Below are 20,033 nucleotides of genomic sequence, written 5' to 3'. Positions count from 1 at the left end.
AAAAAAAAAGCCATTCGGAGAATACACGAATGGCTTGAACAATTCGAATGAGGTTCTCTACGCCAGCATTACCTGGATCAGATTAACGGTCCAGGGCACAAGGCTCCCATCTCAGCCGGACTTCATCCAGCACCCGCATTCATATTCGGTTTGAATTCAGCATAACGAATCGTTCGACGCTTGGCAACGGGGAGATCGGCCGGCGATTCGACTTTTTTTGCGCCAAGCGTACGCGATACCTGTTTAGGAGAAGCCGTTATGAGTTTATAACAGAACATACTTAGTAGAAATCCGTCTTTTTCCGACATTATCCACGTTTATTCGCTCTCTTTTTCATACTCCTATTCCTATTTTACGTAAATATTTTAATAAATGGTTTTCTTTTCTTTGTCCCGAAACGTTTATTTATTTGGAGGTGCGCTTTGCTGAAGACGAGTTATATCGACGTCATGGACGTTTTGTCCGAAAAATTGTACGCCTCGGCCGCCCAAATCGTGGATACGGCCTGCAAGATCATTCCCGCCAACACGTTTTGCATCGCGTTGAGCGACGATTACGAGACCAAAGTGCTCAATACGATCAACCGGAGCGCCGTCATTTTACAGGAAGGACTCGTGATCGACCACACCGATTCCTACTGCCATCTGGTGACCGAGCACGGCCCCGAGCCGCTCGTGATCGACGACAACCGGAACCACCCGCTGACCCGGAATATGGACGTGACCCCTTTTATCGGCGGCTGCTCGTTCATGGGCGTCACGATCAAGGACGGCGACGGCCGCGTGTTCGGCTCGCTGTGCGCGTTCGACGACAACTTTTACGCGTATCAGACCCAGGACGTCGAGCTGCTGCAATCGCTGGCCGCTTTTTTCGAAAATATGCTGACCCTCGACCATACGTATCAGAAATGGCGCGAAGCCGAGCAGGAACGGAAAAAGACGCTCGAAGAAAAAGCGAATCTGCTCGCCATTCTCAGCCACGAGATCCGCACGCCGATGAACGCGATCCTGAACATGGGCGAGATGCTCGAATCGACTCACCTGTCGGAGACGCAGCGGCAGTATTTGCGGCTGATCCATTCCAGCGGCAGTTCCCTCATGACGATCCTCAATCAGATCCTGGATTATTCCAAGCTCGATTCCGGCAAAATGGAAGTCGTGTACGAACCGTTCTCGCTCAGGGGCTGCCTGGTCGAAGTGCTGCAGCTGTTCCGCTCGGAAGCTGCCCGCAAAAACGTCAAGCTGAACGAGGTCATTCCGATGCATATGCCGGATCTCTGGATCGGGGACGAGAACAAAATCCGTCAGATTCTGATCAACCTGCTGTCGAACGCGCTGAAGTTCACGGAAGAAGGCGAGATCCGGATCGAAGCTTACGTCTCCACCGACTCCAGAACGGACCCGGAGACGAGTCTTGCGGCGCTGCCGCTGTCGTCCGCCTCGGGCGCCGCGCTCGAAGACGACCGCGAGGCCAACGTATATCTGACGTTCACCGTCACCGATACCGGCAGCGGCATCTCGGAAGACAAGCAGCCGCTGCTGTTCCAGGCGTTCACGCAGCTGCATACGGCCAACTACGTCAACCGTTACGGCGGCACCGGGCTCGGCCTGTCGATCTGCAAGCAGCTCGTCGACCTGATGAACGGCGAGCTGCGGCTGAAGCATTCGTCGGCGACGGGCAGCTGCTTCTCGTTCAGCCTGCCGGTCGAGCTGCCCGAATCGGCCTGGGGCCGGTAAGCGGGGCGGCCGACCCATCGAACCATCAGAGCATCGAACCATCCGAGCATCGGGCTGTCTGGCGAAACCCAAGCGGCCTGGGCCGGTCGTTCCGCTTCCTGCGCTTTTCGTATAATTCCGTATAAGCATGCATGTTCAAGTCCGGAACTTCAAACCTGCGTGCCGCGAACGTCCGTACTTCAGTACGGACGTTTTTGGTCTGCCCTCTCTGCGAACGTCTGTACTTCAGTACGGGCTTTTTCGTATGCTCTTCCTTCTAAACGTCCGACCTTGGTGCGGCAGGCATTTTTGGTGTGCGTCGCCTGCGAATGTTCGAAAATCGCGACCCGATCCGTTCTTTTTCGCGTTCGATGTCAGGTTTTTCTATGAAAATACGTACGTATTCCCGGCTGAGCGCTCAAATTTGCGATTGACAGCGCTCCCTGTATACCGATATATTTAGTGATGTTGATAATCATTATCAGAATCATATTTCTCATTTTATTGCATTTTTATTCACCGCGTAGAATTTTGCTCCACCCAATAAGCTTTCCACACAGAGAGGGGTTCATCATGAACAGAAAAAGAAAATATTCGCTCCTGACCGCCATGATCTCGATTCTGCTGGTTCTGGCGCTCGTCGGCTGCGGCGCGCAGCCGGCCGCTACGACTCCCGCTCCGGCCGCAGCCGATTCGGCGACGACCGAAACGGCTCCAGCCGCGGACACGACGACAGCTGCCGAAGAAGAACCGGCTGCCGCCGACGCTTCGGCCATGGAATACCCGGTTACGATCAAGGGCGCGCTGGGCGATGCCGTGATCGAGAGCAAGCCTGAACGGATCGTCACGATCCAATGGGGCAACCAGGACGTAGCGCTCGCTTTGGGCGTCGTGCCGGACGGTTTCTCCGCTGCCAACTTCGGCGTGCAGGACGACAGCGGACTGCTGCCGTGGACGAAGGAAAAGCTGGACGAGCTCGGCGCAACCGACCCGAACGTGTTCCAGGACACGGACGGCCTCGACTTCGAAGCGATCTCCGATACCAAGCCGGACGTAATCCTCGCCGCTTATTCCGGCATCACGCAGGAAGATTACGACACGCTGAGCGAGATTGCTCCGGTCGTCGCTTACCCGACGTCCCCTTGGACGACCAAATGGCGCGAACAGGTTCAACTGATCGCACAGGGCATGGGCATGCCGGCCGAAGGCGACCAGCTGATCGCCGATACCGAAACGCTCATTAACGAGAAATTCTCCGCCTACCCGCAGCTCAAAGACAAAAAAATCGCCTGGGTTAACTTCTCCTCAGACGATCTGTCCAAGCTGCACATCTACACGCCGGTCGATACGCGCGTCTCGTTCCTCGAAGAGATGGGCCTGACTTACCCGGAGAGCATCACTTCGCTGATTACCGACCCGGACAGCTACTCGCTGGAATTGAGCGCGGAGAATGCCCAGGCGCTGAACGACGTCGACCTGATCGTCGGCTACGGCGACGACCAGCTGCTCGAAGCGCTGCAGGCCGATCCGCTGCTCGGCAAAATTCCGGCCATCGAACGCGGTTCCGTCGCTTTCATCACGGCGGATACGCCGCTCGTCGCGGCCGGAACGCCGACGCCGCTGTCGATCGCGTACACGATCGACGATTACATGAAGCTGCTCGGCGCTGCCGCCGACAAGGTTAAATAAACAAGATGAACCCGATTACGGTCTCGAGCGATCACCGTCCGAGTCCGCACATCCCGAAGCATTTCCTTACGGTACTGATCGTGAGCCTGATCCTGCTGGGAGCGAGTATTCTCGCCTCCCTCGCATTCGGCTCGCGGGCAGTGCCGTTTCACGATTTGATCGACGGTTTGTTTCGTCCGGAGAACGACTCCTACGAAGCGAACATCGTTCGAAAACGGATCTCCCGGACCGTGTTCAGCCTGTTCTGCGGCGCGGCACTCGGCGTATCCGGCTCGCTGATGCAGGCCGTGACGCGCAATCCGATCGCCGATCCGAGCATACTGGGCGTGAATACGGGAGCTTCTCTGTTCGTGGTGTGCGGCATGGCTTTCCTGAATATGACGACGGCCAGCCAATACATCTGGCTGGCAATGGCCGGCGCCGCGCTCACGGCGGTATTCGTGTTCGGCGTCGGTTCCCTGGGGCGCGGCGGAGCCACGCCTATCAAGCTGATTCTGGCCGGAGCGGCCACGAGCGCGGCTCTCTCCTCGCTCGTCACGGCCATCCTGATCCCGCGTTCCCACGTCATGGACCAGTTCCGCTTCTGGCAGGTCGGCAGCGTCGGGTCGGGCACGTGGAGCAGTATCGGAACGTTCCTCCCGTTCCTGCTCGTCGGCCTGCTGATCGGCTTCCTCACTTCGCCGGCGCTTAACGCGCTGGCGCTCGGCGACGAGACCGCCAAAGGCCTCGGCGTCAAGACCGGCACGCTGCGGCTGATCGCGGCGCTCGCCGGCGTGATCCTGTGCGGCGCGACGACCGCGCTGGCCGGGCCGATCGGCTTCATCGGCCTGCTGGCGACCCATGTGGTCCGCCTCATGGTCGGACCGGACCTGCGCTTCGTCATTCCGCTGTCGGCCGTCGCCGGCGCGATCATCCTGACGGTATCCGACGTCTTCGGCCGGCTGATCGGCAGTCCGGGCGAACTTGAAGTCGGCGTCGTGACCGCCTTCGTCGGCGCTCCGATTCTGATCATTCTGGCGATGAGAGCGAAGGTGCGTTCCTTATGACCCTGACTTCCAAACTCGCCGTTCCGGCGGCGTCCGTCGAATTCATCCGCGCGGGCCGGCGGCAGCGGGCGCGCCGCTGGATGCTCGTGACCGGCATCCTCGCGCTGATCGCCGTCTCGCTGTGCGCCGCCATGCTGATGCTCGGCAATACGATCTACCCGCTCGACCAGGTCGTTCGCGCCCTGGCCGGCGAGAAGATCAAAGGCGTCTCGTTCGCCGTCGGCACGCTGCGCCTGCCACGCATGCTGGCCGGCTTGTTCGCCGGCTTCGCGTTCGGCATCGCCGGCTACACGTTCCAGACGCTGCTGCGCAATCCGCTCGCCAATCCGAACGTGATCGGCGTCACGTCCGGCGCAAGCGCGGCCGCCGTCTTCTGCCTGACCGTACTTCAGGCAAGCGGCGCGGTCACGTCCGCGGCGGCCGTAGGCGGCGGACTTGTCACCGTAATCGTCATCTACGTTCTCGCCCGCGGCAAGATCTTCTCGATCGGGCGGCTGATCCTGATCGGCATCGGCATTCAGGCCATGCTCGACTCGGTCATCTCGTATCTGCTGCTGATCAGCTCGGAAAAAGACGTCCCGGCGGCGATCCGCTGGCTGTCGGGCAGCCTGAACGGTTCCAAGATGAGCGAACTGCCGCCGCTCGTCCTCATCGTGCTGATCTGCACGCCGATCCTGATGCTGCTGGGCAAGCATCTGCACGTGCTGGAACTCGGCGAACAGACCGCCTCCTCGCTCGGCGTCAGCACGGACAAGACGCGTATCGCGCTGATCGTCTGCGCGGTGTTCGTCGTCTCGATCGCGACCGCGACGACGGGACCGATCGCTTTTGTCTCGTTTCTGGCCGGACCGATCGCCAAGCGGCTCGTCGGCAGCGGCTTCCACGGCCTCATCCCGGCTGGGCTCGTCGGTATCAATCTCGTGCTGGCCGCCGATCTGATCGGGCAGTTCGCTTTCGTCTACCGATTCCCTGTGGGCGTCATCACCGGCCTGCTCGGAGCGCCGTACCTGATCTTCCTGTTAATCCGCATGAATCAGAAAGGGGAATTGTGATGAAGCCGAACCATATTTTCCGGGCCGAACAGGTCGTCGCGGGCTACGAGCACAAGACGGTCATCAACGGCGTGGACCTGACGATTCCGGGCAGCCGGATCAGCGTCATCATCGGCTCGAACGGCTGCGGCAAATCGACGCTGCTCAAAGCGCTCGCCCGGCTGATCAAGCCGACTTCGGGCAGCATTACGCTTGACGGCAAGCCGATCGCCAAATATCCGTCCAGGCAGCTGGCCCGGATCATCGGGCTGCTGCCGCAGTCCCCGATCGTGCCGGAAGGTATCTCCGTCGCCGATCTCGTCGGCCGTGGACGTTTCCCGCACCAGTCGCTGCTCGGCGGCTGGTCCAAGCAGGACTACGCCGCCGTCGCCGAAGCGATGGAGCTGATGGACATTACGGAGTTCGCCAACCACAACATCGACGAATTGTCGGGCGGCCAGCGTCAGCGCGTCTGGATCGCCATGGCCATGGCGCAGCAGACCGACATCCTGTTTCTCGACGAACCGACGACGTTTCTCGATATCACGTACCAGATCGAGATTCTCGACCTGCTGACCGACCTCAACCGCAAGCACGGCACGACCATCGTCATGGTGCTGCACGACATCAATCTGTCGGCGCGCTACGCCGACCATATCTTCGCGCTTCAGGAAGGACGGCTGGTCGCCGAAGGCACGCCGTCCGAAGTAATCACGAGCGAACGGATCAAGGACGTGTTCGGGCTGGACTGCGAAGTGATCGACGACCCCGTCTCCGGCAGCCCGATGGTCGTGCCCAAAGGGCGGCATCATATGGAGACGAGAGCGGCTTTGTAAGTCTGCCGGTCGCTTAGGTCTCGTACGCTGCTGCGTTTCTGCCCGTACTGTCCCGGCGGCGCCGTTTACGACGCAACGAAAAACCCCCGATCGCGCACCGGCGCGGATCGGGGGTTTTTCGTTGCGATTTTCCGGAATAATAGATCAATTCTTCTTCCCAAGCCCGTCCATAAAAGCGTCAAAGTCGGTCGCAATCTCCTGGGAAAGCGTATGGTGCAAATAATGGTCGCCTTCCATCGGAATCAATTTGCCGTGCGCCGAATGGGCCACCTGCTCTTCGTGCAGGCCGGTCCAGTTCGTCACTTCGACGTCGTCCTTCTTGATGAACAGCAGCAGCGGCAGGTCGGCCGGGAACGTCGCGCCGGCTTCTTTGGCCTGATTGAAGTTTGAAGAGATATGGCTCATCTCGTTCAGCATCGTCTTGTTGTTGCCTTTGCGGTTCGTGATCATGCGCATCTGCTCTTTGGTCGACTCGTCGTAATCGAGCGCCGCGTAGGGATCGCCGCTGATTTTGGTCAGCATCCGCATCAGGCCGGACTGGCGCAGAAATTTGAACGTGCCGATCGGCAGCTCCGTGTCCATGCCGCCCTGCGACGGGACGCTGGTGTCGATACCGGCGAACGCGATCACTTCGTCCGGATAGCGGTTCGCGTACTCCAGGCCGTACAGCCCCGCGATGGAATGGCCCATCAGCACGTAGCGTGTCAGTCCGAGCTGCTGCACCGCTTCATGGACTTCGCCGACGATGTTGTCGGTCGTCCGCTCTTTGTCCGTTCCGTCGCTGAGCCCGTAGCCGAAAGGCTCGACGGTGACGATCCGGTAGTCTTTCGCTTCCAGTTCCCGGATCAGCGGCTCGAAATCGAGCCCCGGCGCCGCCGTGCCGTAGCCCGGCAGCAGCACGATCGTCTCGGCGCCGTCCCCGTCGATCCGCACGTTCATCCGCTTGCCGTCCACTTCGACGAACTGCCCGTACGGCTCGATCCGGGCTTCTTCCATGCTGCCCGCGACTTTGTCCGTCACGAACACGATCGCGAAGAACAGCACGATGATCCCCGCGAAGATGCCCAATACGTTTCTTATGATTCGAAGCGGTTTACGCTTTTTTTTGATTTTGCCCGTCTCTGCCGCGCCGTTTCCGTTCTCGCTTTGTGCTGCCGCCATGTCGATCCACTCCCGTTTCCATTTCTGTATTCCGGCCGCTTCAAGCTGCCGATACACCAAGCATAACCGGTCCGCATGGACGCTTCGTGACGGCAGTATGAACGCAGCATGAACAGGACGTTTAATTCGGCGGGGCGAGCGGCAGGCTCACGACAAACGTCGTGCCCTGTCCCAATTCGCTTTCTACCGCGATCTCTCCGCCCTGCAGCGTGACGATCTGTTTGACGATGGCGAGTCCGAGCCCGCTGCCTTCGTACTTGCGGCTGCGGGCCCGGTCGGCTTTGAAAAAGCGTTCGAAAACGCGTTCCCGGTCTTCCGGCGCGATGCCGATGCCTTGATCGGCTACGCGCACCGTGACGATGCTTTCGTCCGTCTCTACCCGGATAGCGATCTGCCCGCCGTCCGGGGAGAACTTGATCGCGTTGCCGATCAGGTTCGTCCAGACCTGGTCGAGCTGATCGCGGTCGCCCGCAAGCCGCACGTCCGGCAGATCCAGCTCGAACGCGATCTGCCGCTCCTGCCACTGCGGCTGAAGCGCGATGACGACGCGGCGAAGCTGCTCGTCGAGCTGGAACGGTTCGCGGCGGAGCTGCGGCGACTGCGCTTCGAGCGCGCTGAGCTTCAGCAGGCTGTCGCTCATCTTGGAGATGCGCCCCGCCTCCCCGATGATGATGTCGAGATAGCGGATACGCTGCTCCTCGCTCAGTTTGACCTGCTTGAGCGCGACCGCGTACCCGGAAATCGAAGTCAGCGGCGACTGCACTTCGTGCGAGACGTTCGAGACGAAGTCCCGGCGCATCGTCTCAAGCTGCCCCAACTCGCGTATCATCTGCTCGAAGCTGCGCGCAAGCGTGCCCAGCTCGCCTTTTTGCCGAATATCGAGTTTGACGTCGAAGTGGCCTTCCGCGATCCGCCGGGTCGCTCCCGTCAGCTTTTGGATCGGCCGAACGAGGAAATACGCCGCGGCCAAAATGACCAGACTGCCGGCGACCAGCGCATAGACGGAAAAGTTCAGCAGCCATTTCAGCACGAACAGGGACGACGGCGATCCCATCGGATCGATGAAGATTGCCTGGGAGCCGGTTTTCGTCTCGAACGGCAGCCCCACGAGCGATATGGTCAACCCGTTCGGGTTTCTCTGGATCTTTTCGCCGCTCAATACCCGCCGCACTTCTTCGCTCGTAATATCGGCAATCCCTTCTCCGTCAAGTTGCCCGAAAGAGCGGAAAACGTCCGGCGATTCGTAAATGCGTATATGGTAAGAACTGAGCTGGTGCATGCCCGCGACAAAAGCATCCGCTTCGTCCGTCGGCAGCACCTCATAGATTCGGGCCACGTCCTGAGCGAAATGGACGAGCGGAATCTGCAAATTCTCGTTCAACGGCTCCCGGAACGCCCACGTCGCGATAAAAAACGACAGCAGCGTCCCGCCGATGACGGAGACGAGAAAGATCAGGACGACCCGCGTATACAGCGAGCGGATCACTTGGCGGCCTCCAGCCGGTATCCGAGTCCCCGCACCGTCTCGATCGCAAAGTCCGCCGTATCCGCGAAGCGTTCCCGCAGCCGCTTGATATGCACGTCGACCGTCCGGTTATCTCCGGCGTAATCGAGTCCCCAGATGCTCTCGATCAGCTGTTCGCGCGTGTATACCTGACCCGGCGTCTCGGCCAGCTTGTACAGCAGTTCGAACTCTTTGAGCGGCAGGTCGAGCGACGGACCTCCGGCGACCGTCACTTTGTACGTGCTGCGATCCAGCGTAACGCCTCCGAGCTGCACGCTCCGTCCGGCGTTCGTCCGGCTTCGCTTGAGCAGCGAACGCACGCGCACCGTCAGCTCCAGCGGATCGAACGGCTTGGTCAGATAATCGTCCGTGCCCAGCTCGAAACCTTTGACCTTTTCCCACGTCTCGCCTCTTGCGGTCAGCATGAGCAGCGGCAGGTCGGCGCTTCGCTTGCGCAGCTCGCGGCACAATTCCCATCCGTCCAGCACCGGCATCATGATATCGAGCACGACCAGGTCGATCGGCGTCGAATCGTACGCCTCCAGCGCTTCTCTCCCGTCCGCGGCTTCCACCGCCATCCATCCGTCATTGCGCAAAAACAAACAAACGAGCTCGCGAATATTCGCGTCGTCGTCGGCGACCAGTATCGTCGGCATCGCATTCCTCTTTTCCCCGTGCTTGCGGATTGAATCTTCCCGTGACTCGTAACTCGTAACTCGTAACTCGTAACTCATGACTTGCAGGGCCGGTACTCTTCTACGCAGCAAGCGGCCTGTAAGGTTCATTATGCCGGATCTGCCGGATCTTCGCCTCTTTGCGTTTCGTACAGGTCGGCGTCGACATGCGCGAGCAGCGGACTCCATTCGCCCGAGGCCAGCAGCACCAGCCGGTGCATCGCGCGGGTGCAGGCGGTATACAGCAGCTTGCGTTCGCTCTCCCGGCCATAGACCGCGGCGGAAGCGTCGTAGAGAAGCACGGCGTCGAACTCGACCCCTTTGGCGAGGTAGACGGGCAGCACCAGCGCGCCTTGTTCGAACTCCGGCGTATCGCGGGTCACTTCCTTGAGGCCGGCGCAGCCGGCGGCGGCCAGTTTCTCGCAGGCTTCATGCGCTTCGGCCGCGGTGCGCGTCAAGATGCCGATCGAAGCGAAGCCTTCCGCGCGCAGCCGCGCCAGCCGGTCCGCGACGTTCGCGGCATGAAGCTGCGGCGTGTTCGAGCGGATCAGCAGCGGCTTGGCGCCGCCGCGCTCGAACGGTTCGACGCCGGCCGCTTCGGGCAGCAGCGCTGCGGCGAAAGCGACGATCTCGCGCGTCGAGCGGTAGCTGCGGTTCAGGCGGAACACGCGGGTGTCGGCTTCGCCGTACAGACGCAGCAGCGGCGAGTCGGCAGCGGACAGCTCCGTCGACTGCGCGAAGATCGCCTGGCCGAAGTCGCCGAGAATCGTCATGCGGGCGCGCGGGAACATCTTTTTGAGAAAAGCGTACTGAAAAGCCGAATAATCCTGTCCTTCGTCGACGAACACATGCCGCACGTCCGAGTTACTCCGCTGCCCTTCGATCAGTTCTTTCAAATACAGGTACGGCGTCGCGTCTTCGTGGAACAGCTCGCCCCGTCCAAGCTTGTCGCGCGTCTGCCGGCACATCTCGTCCCAGTGCGGAGGCTTGGGGTCGGCAGGCCCGGAAGAGGAAGAGGCAGTCCGATCGGCAAAAGAGTGCGGCGCGGACAAAGAAGACTCCGGCGCACCCGACGGTCCGTTGTCGCGGTCCGCTTCGAAAAACGCCGCGTACAGCCCCGGCATGTCGATAAACGCCATCCGCTTCACGCTGCGCTTCAGCGGCTTGAACGCGTCGCCCACCAGCCTGCGGCGCAGCCAGTCTTCTTCCCGCTGTCCAAAATCGAAATCGCCTTCGTCCGGCCGGTGCCTGCCTTCGATCCGCACGCGGGCCGCCGCATACTCTTCGGAAAAATCGAAGACGTTCCGCTCTTCGTGCAGCTCGCGGTACGCTTCTTCGTACAGGGAGCTGTCGGCGAAATGGATCGCTTCTTCGACCCAGGCCGCTTCGTATTCCGCGTGCTCCAGCCGCTTCAGCTCGCCGAGCAGCCACTCCCGCAGCCTGGCCGCGCGGTTAGCGATCCGCAGCGACGGATCGCAGGCCGCAAGCGCCTCCGCCATCTGTTCCGCGCCGATCAGACGTTTGCCCCGAAAATCCAGATCGACGAACTTCAGGCCCGACCGTTCCAGACCGCCCGCATAATGCTGAAGCTCTGCCAAGAAGCGCTCCGAAGCTTTGTACCGGATACCGCTTAATCGTGCTTCGTAACCCGGAGCCTCCGCCGCAGACAGCACCGCTTCCATTTGGTCGCAAGGATCTTCCACCTTGAACGTCCGGCCGAGCCGGCTGTCGAGATACTCCTGAAACGTTGTCTGCTTCATATTGTCTTCGCCGAGTTCCGGCAGCACGGTCGAGACGTAGCTGTTGAACATCCTGTTGGGTGAAAAAAGTACGATCTGGTCGGCGCCGAGCCGGTCCCGGTGGCTGTACAGCAAATAGGCGACGCGCTGCAGCGCAGCCGACGTCTTGCCGCTGCCGGCCGCTCCCTGCACGATCAGCATGCCGCTTTTGTCGTCGCGGATGATCGCGTTCTGCTCTTTTTGAATCGTGGACACGATCGTCTTCATCCGGTGGTCCGCTTCCCCCGCGAGCACCTGCCGGAGCAGTTCGTCCCCGATCGTCTCGTTCGTGTCGAATGCGCCGAGCAGCTCGTCGCCCCGGATCCGGTACTGCCTTTTGAGCTCCATGCGGCCCGAGATCGGTCCGCCCGGCGTCTCGTAGCCGGCCCGTCCCGGCGAATGGTCGTAATACAGGCTGGCGATCGGCGTGCGCCAATCGTAGATCAGGAACTCCAACCCTTCCGCGTCGACGAAGGAAGAGACGCCGATATAGACCTGTTCCGCGAACCCGGTGCCGTCCTCGCGAAAATCGATTCGCCCAAAATAAGGCGATTCCCGCAGCCGGCCCAGTTTGCGGTACTGCGCCGCTTTTTGCCGGTGGCTGCGCTCGCGTTCGGACAGCAGCGCTTCCTGCTGCTCGATACTGTAGACGCTCTCCTCGAAGTCCTCGTTCGTGCCCGTGCTGACGCTGACTTCTTCCCAGAAGCGCCTGCGCATATCTACCGCCTGCTCCTGCAGCCCGTCCACCTGCGGCGCAAGCTTCTCAAGCGCCTCTTCCAATTGGCGCGCGACGTCCGTCAGCCGCTGCCGTTCCTTCTCCAAGTCTTCGCGTCCGATCATTGCCCGACCCCTCCCTTGTGATACTCCGAGTCATGCTCCGCAAAATCCGATTTGACAGCCCGCCGCAGCCCGTGGTAATATTAAAGTATAAGTAAGATGCAATAATTATGATTTTTTATATCAGCTCACAGCGGTTCTCCCATCGTAGCATGGAAGCCCGCGTTCGAGCAAGGTGATTTTCGATTTTTCCAACCCCGGCGGAGACGCCGGGGTTTTTGTTTTTTGGCGCGGTTTGTCGGGAGTCGGCTGCTGGGAGCGATTCGTCGGGAGCGGTTTTCGTTTTTGAAAAAAAAGCGGTGCGAACGGTTCGCGTCAGCTTTGATCCGCTCCAAATAACTGCGCAGCTGCACTTATTCCGGCTTTATTTTTCGCATTCGGGCAAATAACTGCGCAGAAGCGGTTAATTTTGCTCTTTGTGCGTTTTCGGCTTCTTGGGAGGCGAAATAGTTGTATTCAGGCCGTTATTCGGGCTGCGCTCCCTTCGGCGCCTGAATTAGTTGGATTCAGGCACTTAGGCGGCGCGGGAAGGATCGATCAGCCGCTTCGGCTTGTTCGATCCGGCGCAGACGCGGCGCGAACTCGCTTCTCCGGCGAAAAAAACGCCGAAAAACGGCGAAAACCCCGTCCATAAGGACGGGGTTTTCGCCGTTTGGCAGGAAGCCGGGCCGCTGGCCGCGGAACGAGCCGGCCGACCGGCGCGGAGCGCGGCGCTGGAGCCCGGCAGCCGAACCCGGCAGCGCCGCGGAACTTACAGTCCGGCCAGCAGCGCCTTGACGGACTCGTCCGTCTCCAGCGCACGCACGATCAGCGCGATCGCTTCGGCGCGGCTGGCGTTTTGGTCCGGCGCGAAAGCCGACGCCGACGAGCCGTTCAGCAGGCCGGCAGACGCGGCCTGCTTGATGACGCCGGCGGCCCAATGGTCGCCGCGGACGTCGCCGAAGTTGGCCGGCGCCGACGTGCCCGGCAGGGCGCCCAGGTTCACGACGCGGGCGATGATCGCGGCCATTTCGGCGCGCGAGATCGTCGCGTTCGGCTTGAAGCTGCCGTCGCCGTAGCCGGCGACGACGCCGAGGTTCGACAGGGCGCCGATATAACCGGCGGCCCAGCTCGAACGCGTATCGCCGAACGCGGCGGCGGAAGTGGCCGGCTGGATACCGAAGCCGCGGGCGATCATGGCCGTGAACTCGGCACGTGTGACCGGCGCGTTCGGACGGAACGTGCCGTTCGCGTAGCCGCCTACGATGCCAAGCTTGGCCGCTTTGGCGATGGAGGCGCTGCCCCAGTGGCCGGACGGCAGGTCGGAGAAGGTGCCGTCGGCAGCCGATGCGCCGGCCGCGGCCTGCGTCAGCGATTGCAGCAGCGCTGCCGGATCGACGACGTTCGAACGGAACGGACTGGTCGGCAGCGGAGTCTGCGGGTCCTGCGCGCCCGGTTGGGTCGGCGGCGTGACCGGCACGGTCGGCGGCGTCGTTGGCGGCGTCGGTGTGACCGGAGCCGTAGGTGTCGGCGTCGGTGCCGGAGTGAAGGTACCGCCTCCGCTCGAAGGCGGATTGGTCGTGCCCGGGTTCGACGGAACGGCCGTCGTGTCGGTAAGCGTCAGCACGACGCCTTCGCTGCGGTAGCCAAGCGCGGCGGTGTAATTCGCCGGCAGGCCGGACGTTTCAAGCTTGTCGAAGCGGCCCGAAGACAAGCCCGGCGCCTGGGTAATCACGGTAAAGTCGCCGGCGGCCGGCACGTAGCCGTTCGCGAAGTTGACCCGGAGCGTGCCGCCCGCCTGCACGCTGCCTTTGACTGCAAGCGTATCGCCCGGGGCGGTCACGTTCAATTCCAGCGTGCCGTTCGCGGACTGCGAGAAGTTCCCGCCGATCGTCAATTTGCCGGAACCGCCGTAGACGTTGGCGGTCACCGTGCCGCCTCCGTACACGTTCTCTGTCACGGTGCCGCCGTTGTTGACGACGCTGCCGGTGCCGAACGCCGATGCGGACAAGGCTTCCACCGTGCCGCCTTCGATTTGCGTACCGCCGCTGTACGTGTTGGCGCCGGACAGGCTCAGCTTGCCGCTGCCGCGCTTGATCAGGCTGCCGGCGCCGGAGATGTCGTTGCGCCACAGGTCTTCGGCGTGGAAGCCGCCGAGCGAAGCGTCCATGTTCACCGTCACGGCGCCTTTGAACGCGCCGTAGCCGTTGGCCGCTTCGAACAGGTTCAACCGGCCCCAGCCTTCCGGGTCGTCCAGCAGCGGATAGCCGGACGGCAGGCCCGTCGTCGCCAGCACTTCGCGGATCTGCGGTCCGCTCAGGTACGGCAGGCGCGTCTCCAGCAGCACCTCGGCGTTTTTCGGAACGACCATTGCCCGGGTCGTATCGCCGATCGGCTGGAAGCCGTACGTCAGCCGCTTGAAGTAGTCCGCTTTATTTTTCCCGTAATCCGCGAAGCGGTCTTCCGACGTACCCGTCTGCTTCATCAGCACGTTCTGCGCCTGTTCGTACGCCTGCTTCTTCAGATCGGCGTTCGCCGGATCGGACAAAGCCGCCGCCGCAAGCGCCGTCGCCAGCATCCGTCCGCCCATCACGTCAAGCGGCGAGTGCATGCCGGACACGATCCGGCTGTCGCCCATTTCCGAAGCGCGGGTCAGCATCTCCTGATAACGCTCCGGCACGGCATAGGCCAGCGACAGCGAAGCGAGGTACGACGCGTTGGTGTGGCCGCTCGGGAAGCCGCCGTCTTTTTCCGGAGTGGTGCTGATCGCCGGGACGAGCGTCGGCACGACGATGCGGTTGGCGTTGGTGCCTTCCTGCTGGTTCACCCAGCGGTAAGGACGCATATATTGGAAAAAGCCTTTGGACGGATTGGTCGAAGCGAAGTTGCCGCGCACGATCCCGACCAGGTCGACCACTTTGCCGAGCTGCGAATTGGAATCGCCGCCTTTGTTCGTGCTGCCGACGTCGTCGTATTTGACGGTCGTGGCATCGGCCGGGACGTCTTTGATAACGGTCGTCGTGCCGCTGAGCGTCCGGTAAACGTCGGCCAGCGCGCCGAGCCCTTCGGTCGCGCCGTACGTCTGGCCGCGGCGGTCGACGAGATACGCCATCTCTTCGTCGGCAGCGGTGCGGGCAGCGGCGAGATCCACTACGTATTGAATATTATAGTCGAGCACGTCCGCCCGCAGCTTCGTGCCCTGATCCCACGAGCTGCCCGGCGTCCACAGTTCAAGGAACTTGGACAGCGTGCCGTAAGCGGCGTTGGTCTCGACGGTCGTGAACTCATTCTGGTTCGTCTTGTATTTGTCGGTGAAGTAGCCCCAGGCCGGCGCGGCCGGAAGTTCGATCGTATAGGAATCGGGTGCCGCGATCGCGGGGTGGACGAGCGCCGTATTGGACAGAATGGCGAAGCCCAGCGCAACGGCGAGCATTTGTTTCATCGGTCTTTTTTTCACGGTAGGGTTGCTCCTCTTCGGTTGGGTTGGATGTGCATATTGGCGGCTTGTGTATTCGAATCGCTCAAAATGTAGCATCCGGGACCGAATTTGGGCAATGCAACGATTTCCCCTTTGTATCGTTTTGGGAGGTTTTTGCTCAAATGTTGCTCATTACGCAGAATTTAACGTATGTTTAACAAAAGTCGTGAACAAGAGTTGATCGTGGTTTGTATAATCCCGGCGGGAGGAGAATACGCGATGAAAACATACCATTCCGTTCTGGCCCGTCTGGCCGTGTCTTACATAGCTATCGTGCTCGTGATCGTCCTCTCACTGTGTTCCGTTTTTTATTTGTACGACTCCGGTCGCGACCGGGAACAGCTCAACGCGCGCAGCCGGATGACGCTCGAAAACGCGGCGCGGACCCTCGACGCCGAAGTGTTCGAACGCGTGGAGCGGATTGCGCTCGGCCTCGCGCTGGACAAGACGACGGATCTGCGGCAGCTGCGCGGCGGTTCGTGGCAGACCTATCCTTCGCGGCTGATCGGGCTCCAGGAACTGCTTCAGGCGGAAGTGTCCGGCAACGCGGAGCTGATCGAAGCGATCCATCTGTACGAACCGGCGAGCGGCGCGACGCTGTCTTCGCTATACGGACTCGTGGACGCCGCAAGCCGGGCAGCGAATCCGTCCCTGCCGTCCGACTGGATCGACGGCATGCTCGGCACTCCGGAGAGCAGTCTGTGGACGCCGCCGCGCTTCGTGCCGAAAGACGCTTTTTCGCGCATTACCGGCGGCAGCGGGCAGCGGCTGCTGACGTATGCGCACGCTTATCCGTTCCAATCGGCCGGAGCCGACAGCCAGCTCATTCTGGCGATCGACGTCAAGGAAGACGCAATCCAGGCGGTGCTGCGCAACATGCTGCCTGTTCAATATGAAGAGACGTGGCTGCGCGGCGCTTCGGGCGCGATCGTGCGCGGCCCGGCGGAAGCCGCCGCCGGCGGGGCGACCGCTCCTGCCGCGGACGCTTCCGCCCTGCCCGCGCTGATCGCGAATGCCGACCTTATGGCTGCGCCGGGCGTGGCCGGCGGCTGGACCGACAGCGACTCGCATACGGTGTTCCGCGAGCCGCTTCCGACGGCGGACTGGACGCTCTACAGCGCCACGCCCCACAGCTTCTATCAGGAGCGGTCGGCGGCCGTGCTCAAGCTGATGCTCGGCATCTGCGCGCTGGCGATCCTGATCGGACTCGTGCTGTCCGGCGTCATGACGCGGCTGATCTACAGCCCGCTCAAGCGTCTCGTCGGCAAAATCCGCCATCTGGCGGGGCAGCCGGCAGCGCCCGGAGCCAACGAATACGGCATGATCGATACGGCTCTGGAACATCTGAGCGGCCGGGTCGTCAGCCTGGAAGAGACGCTGCACGCGGCCGGTCCGCTCGTGAAGCGCGACGCGCTGTTGAAGCTGCTGCGCGGCGATTCCGTCGGAACGTCGTCCGAGGAGACGCGCCTGCTCGGCGACGGGTTCGGCGGATACGCGCATCTGCGCTGCGTGGTGCTCGATATCGGAAGCCGGCCGGCCGGCGATTCCGCGGCGCGCCCTGCCGCTCTGCGGGAGCTGGCCAAGCTGCTGGAAGAGCGGCAGAACGCGCAGCGGCGGATCGTGACCGCGGAGCTGTCGGACCGGCGCCTCGCCGCGATTGTCGCCGACCGGGAATCCGGGAGCGCGGACGGGCCGGCTGGCGGCGCGAACGGGACGGCCAGCCGCGCCAACGGGCATGGCAGCGCGGCAGCGGCGGAGGCGGCAGGCGAAGCTGGGCTGCGGCGCGAAGAAGACGCCCTGCAGGCGTTCGCGCAGCGGCTCGCCGACGACAGCCTGCGGCGATTGGACGTGCGCGTCCAATTGGCGTGGGGCTGCGAGGTCGATCGGCCGGACCGGCTTCCGCTCAGTCTCGGCGAAGCCGAGAGCCGACTGAAATACGCGTATTTCCTGCCCGGGCCGGCGGTCTTGTCCGGCGCCGGGCTGCTGGAGCGGGAGCTCAGCACGGAAGAGATTCCGCAGCCGATGCTGGCGCGCTTCCGCGACAGGCTGGCCGCGCGGCAGCCGTTCGAGCAGATTGCGGCGGCGGTCGACGATCTGCTCGGGGCGATGCGCACGGGACCGTATTCGGCCGATTATTGCCACTTCGTGCTCGCCAATCTGGTCTTCGTCTATTCGGACCATCTCAAAAGCATTCGTTACAACCCGCCGAGCGGCGGCCGGCCCGACCTGCACCGCCAGTATGTCGGACTTGGCCATATCGACGATTTTCGCCGCTGGCTGCTCGATTCGGTGACCGCTTTTCTGGCTGATACCGAAAAACGGCACGGCGAGCGGGCGACGGATACGCTGGAAGCGGCCAAACGCCATATCGAGCGCGATCTGTCCGGCGATCTTTCTCTGGAAGCGGTCTCTTCCAGCGTGTTCATCAGCGCCAAATATTTGAGCCGGCTGTTCAAGGAAGAACTGGGCGTGACCTATACGGAATACGTCACGGCCCGGCGGATGGAAACGGCGAAAAATCTGGTCGAGCTCGGCAGCCTCACGATCGAGCAGGTGGCGGCGGCGGTCGGTTACGGCACCCCGGCGTATTTTATCAAAAAGTTCAAGGAAGCCTACGGCTGCACGCCCGGCAACTATTTGCGGGAGCAAGCGAAGCAGGCCCATTCTTCGTAGAAGGAACAGGAGGGTTACGATGAAAAAGACGTGGAAGCGGAGCGGCGCCGCGCTCATGCTGACCGCCGCGATCGCGGGAATCGCCGGCTGCGAGACGCGTTCGGACGCCGATATTCCCGCCGCGCCCGTTCCCGAATACGAAATCTCCTGGACGATGCACCAGAACCGGAACGTGCCCGAAGACGCCGAGATGCTGCGTTACGTGGAAGAGAAGCACAACGTGAAGCTCGACATCTGGAATCTGCAAAATAACCGCTACGAATCGCTGCTCGACCTTAAGCTTGCGCGGGAAGGCCCGCCGGACCTGCTGCGCATCCGCCAGCCGCAGGATCTGCTGAAGTACCGGCAGCAGGGACTGCTCGCGGAGATTCCGCAGGCGACGCTCGATCGGCACGCGCCCAATCTGATGGCGGCGATTCGGAAATACGCGCCGGATTACGCGGATTACGGCGTCATCGACGGCAGGATCTACGGCATTCCCGCGATCAGCCCGACGAACGTGTACCGGATTCCGGTCGTGTACCGGCAGGACTGGCTGGACAAGCTGGGGCTGGACAGCCCGCGGACGCTGGCGGAATTCGAGCGGGTGATCTACGCGTTCGCCCACGAAGATCCGGACGGCAACGGGATCAAGGACACGTACGGGCTGTCGCGCGAAGGGATGAACGTCGTGTTCGGCGCGTTCGGGCAGGTCGTGTTCGCGGACCAGCTTTATTTTGGCGAAAAAGACGGGGCATTGGTCGTGGGCGCACTGGAGCCGGAGATGAAGGAAGCGCTGCGTTATTTGCGCAAATGGTACGCGGACGGCGTGATCGATCCGGAGTTCGTCACGGGCGAGAACAAAGGCGGGTACAAACATTTGTCGCATTCTTTTATCAACGGAAGAATCGGCATGACGTCCATGGGCAACTACTACCATTGGATCGGCGACGGCGATTACAAGGCGTGGACGGTGGACGGACGCGGCGGCAGCCGCGAGATTCCGGTGGAATCGACGTATAACGTCAAAGAGCTGAACGCCAAAAATCCGGACGCCCGCATCTCGTTCGGGCGTCCGTTCAGCGGGCCGGGCGGCAAGCGGGGGTCCAAAGCGTACGACCGATTGATGAGCTTCACGGCAATCGGCGCGAACGTGACGCAAGAACCGGGCAAGCTGGAGAAAATTCTGCATATTCTCGACGACGTCAGCGCCAATCCGGACCCCGACGAGCGGACCGCGCTCAGAAACGGCGTCATCGGCAAGCATTGGGCCTGGGCCGACGCTTCCAAGCAGGACATCGTCACGCTGCCGCCGTACGAACGGACGCCCGACTATCTCAACGTCATCGGCGCCAATCTCGGCATGTCCGTTCCGTATCCGCCGACCGGCCGCCGCGAGCAGTGGGCGTCCACGCTCGGGCTCGACCGGGACGGCATCTATAACGCGCTGGAAGCGTCGACGCCGTCGCTTGCGAGCAGCGGCGAAGCGCTGATCCGGCTCAAAGACAAAGCGTATCTGTCGTTTATCGCGGGAGAGCGGCCGCTGGCGGAATTCGACGAATTCGTGCTTGAATTCATGGAAGCGGGCGGCCGCGACGTGCTGGCGGAAGCGAATGCGCTTCGGCGGTAGCGGGCGGGCTGCGTTAGGTGCTG

The 20,033-nt window shown here is 61.9% G+C and carries 13 protein-coding genes (1 of these 13 cut by a window edge); 7 read left to right on the top strand and 6 right to left on the bottom strand.

The features are described from left to right. Positions 1 to 31 carry the 5' portion of a ThiF family adenylyltransferase gene (locus tag FTE24_RS03260; RefSeq protein ID WP_160441635.1) on the bottom strand. Its footprint begins 1,007 nt before the window's first position, so the window shows 31 of its 1,038 coding nt (coding positions 1-31); its start codon is at positions 29 to 31; the stop codon falls past the left edge of the window. 391 nt (positions 32 to 422) lie between these two features. Here FTE24_RS03260 and FTE24_RS03255 point away from each other — a divergent pair, with 391 nt between their 5' ends. The 5 genes from FTE24_RS03255 (at position 423) to FTE24_RS03235 (ending at position 6,317) form a co-directional block, all read left to right on the top strand. Then, complete coding sequence (locus FTE24_RS03255) at positions 423 to 1,736, top strand: ATP-binding protein (RefSeq protein ID WP_150234290.1); 1,314 nt, start codon at positions 423 to 425, stop codon at positions 1,734 to 1,736. Positions 1,737 to 2,288: 552 nt separating this feature from the next. Continuing rightward, positions 2,289 to 3,404, top strand: a complete 1,116-nt coding sequence (locus tag FTE24_RS03250) for an iron-siderophore ABC transporter substrate-binding protein (protein WP_150234291.1) — start codon at positions 2,289 to 2,291, stop codon at positions 3,402 to 3,404. Between the two features lie 5 nt (positions 3,405 to 3,409). Next, a complete protein-coding gene (locus FTE24_RS03245) occupies positions 3,410 to 4,450 on the top strand; it encodes a FecCD family ABC transporter permease (protein WP_141447726.1) in 1,041 nt (346 codons plus the stop codon). Next, positions 4,447 to 5,502 (top strand): FecCD family ABC transporter permease, encoded by a 1,056-nt coding sequence (locus FTE24_RS03240; RefSeq protein WP_150234293.1) that lies wholly within the window; start codon positions 4,447 to 4,449, stop codon positions 5,500 to 5,502. Before FTE24_RS03245 ends, FTE24_RS03240 begins: the two co-directional genes overlap by 4 nt. Next, positions 5,502 to 6,317, top strand: a complete 816-nt coding sequence (locus FTE24_RS03235) for an ABC transporter ATP-binding protein (protein ID WP_150234295.1) — start codon at positions 5,502 to 5,504, stop codon at positions 6,315 to 6,317. Before FTE24_RS03240 ends, FTE24_RS03235 begins: the two co-directional genes overlap by 1 nt. A gap of 144 nt (positions 6,318 to 6,461) precedes the next feature. On the opposite strand, the gene FTE24_RS03230 is transcribed toward FTE24_RS03235, so the two are convergent. The 5 genes from FTE24_RS03230 to FTE24_RS03210 all read right to left on the bottom strand — a co-directional run bounded on the left by FTE24_RS03230 (position 6,462) and on the right by FTE24_RS03210 (position 15,692). Then, on the bottom strand, positions 6,462 to 7,478 hold the full coding sequence (locus tag FTE24_RS03230; protein ID WP_150234297.1) for an alpha/beta hydrolase: 1,017 nt from the start codon (positions 7,476 to 7,478) through the stop codon (positions 6,462 to 6,464). Positions 7,479 to 7,599: 121 nt separating this feature from the next. Continuing rightward, a complete protein-coding gene (locus FTE24_RS03225; protein ID WP_141447729.1) occupies positions 7,600 to 8,964 on the bottom strand; it encodes a sensor histidine kinase in 1,365 nt (454 codons plus the stop codon). After that, positions 8,961 to 9,638 carry a response regulator transcription factor gene (locus FTE24_RS03220; protein WP_141447730.1) on the bottom strand — a complete coding sequence of 226 codons (678 nt, stop codon included), beginning with the start codon at positions 9,636 to 9,638 and terminating at the stop codon, positions 8,961 to 8,963. The genes FTE24_RS03225 and FTE24_RS03220 overlap by 4 nt, the downstream gene beginning before the upstream one ends. A 128-nt stretch (positions 9,639 to 9,766) precedes the next feature. After that, the gene (gene helD / locus FTE24_RS03215; RefSeq protein WP_150234299.1) at positions 9,767 to 12,274 is read right to left on the bottom strand and encodes an RNA polymerase recycling motor HelD; all 2,508 of its coding nucleotides are present in this window, start codon (positions 12,272 to 12,274) and stop codon (positions 9,767 to 9,769) included. Positions 12,275 to 13,022: 748 nt separating this feature from the next. Further along, on the bottom strand, positions 13,023 to 15,692 hold the full coding sequence (locus tag FTE24_RS03210) for an S-layer homology domain-containing protein (RefSeq protein ID WP_150234463.1): 2,670 nt from the start codon (positions 15,690 to 15,692) through the stop codon (positions 13,023 to 13,025). A gap of 255 nt (positions 15,693 to 15,947) precedes the next feature. Between FTE24_RS03210 and FTE24_RS03205 the strand changes: the two genes are divergently transcribed. Continuing rightward, positions 15,948 to 18,401, top strand: a complete 2,454-nt coding sequence (locus tag FTE24_RS03205; protein ID WP_160441628.1) for a helix-turn-helix transcriptional regulator — start codon at positions 15,948 to 15,950, stop codon at positions 18,399 to 18,401. A 19-nt stretch (positions 18,402 to 18,420) separates the two neighbouring features. After that, positions 18,421 to 20,010, top strand: a complete 1,590-nt coding sequence (locus FTE24_RS03200; RefSeq protein ID WP_150234303.1) for an extracellular solute-binding protein — start codon at positions 18,421 to 18,423, stop codon at positions 20,008 to 20,010. Positions 20,011 to 20,033 lie beyond the last annotated feature (23 nt).

The sequence above is a fragment of the Saccharibacillus sp. WB 17 genome, assembly GCF_008634075.2.
GTDB lineage: Bacteria > Bacillota > Bacilli > Paenibacillales > Paenibacillaceae > Saccharibacillus > Saccharibacillus brassicae.
Note: the sequence above shows the minus strand (reverse complement) of the source record. Positions and strands in the feature narration are given on the sequence as shown.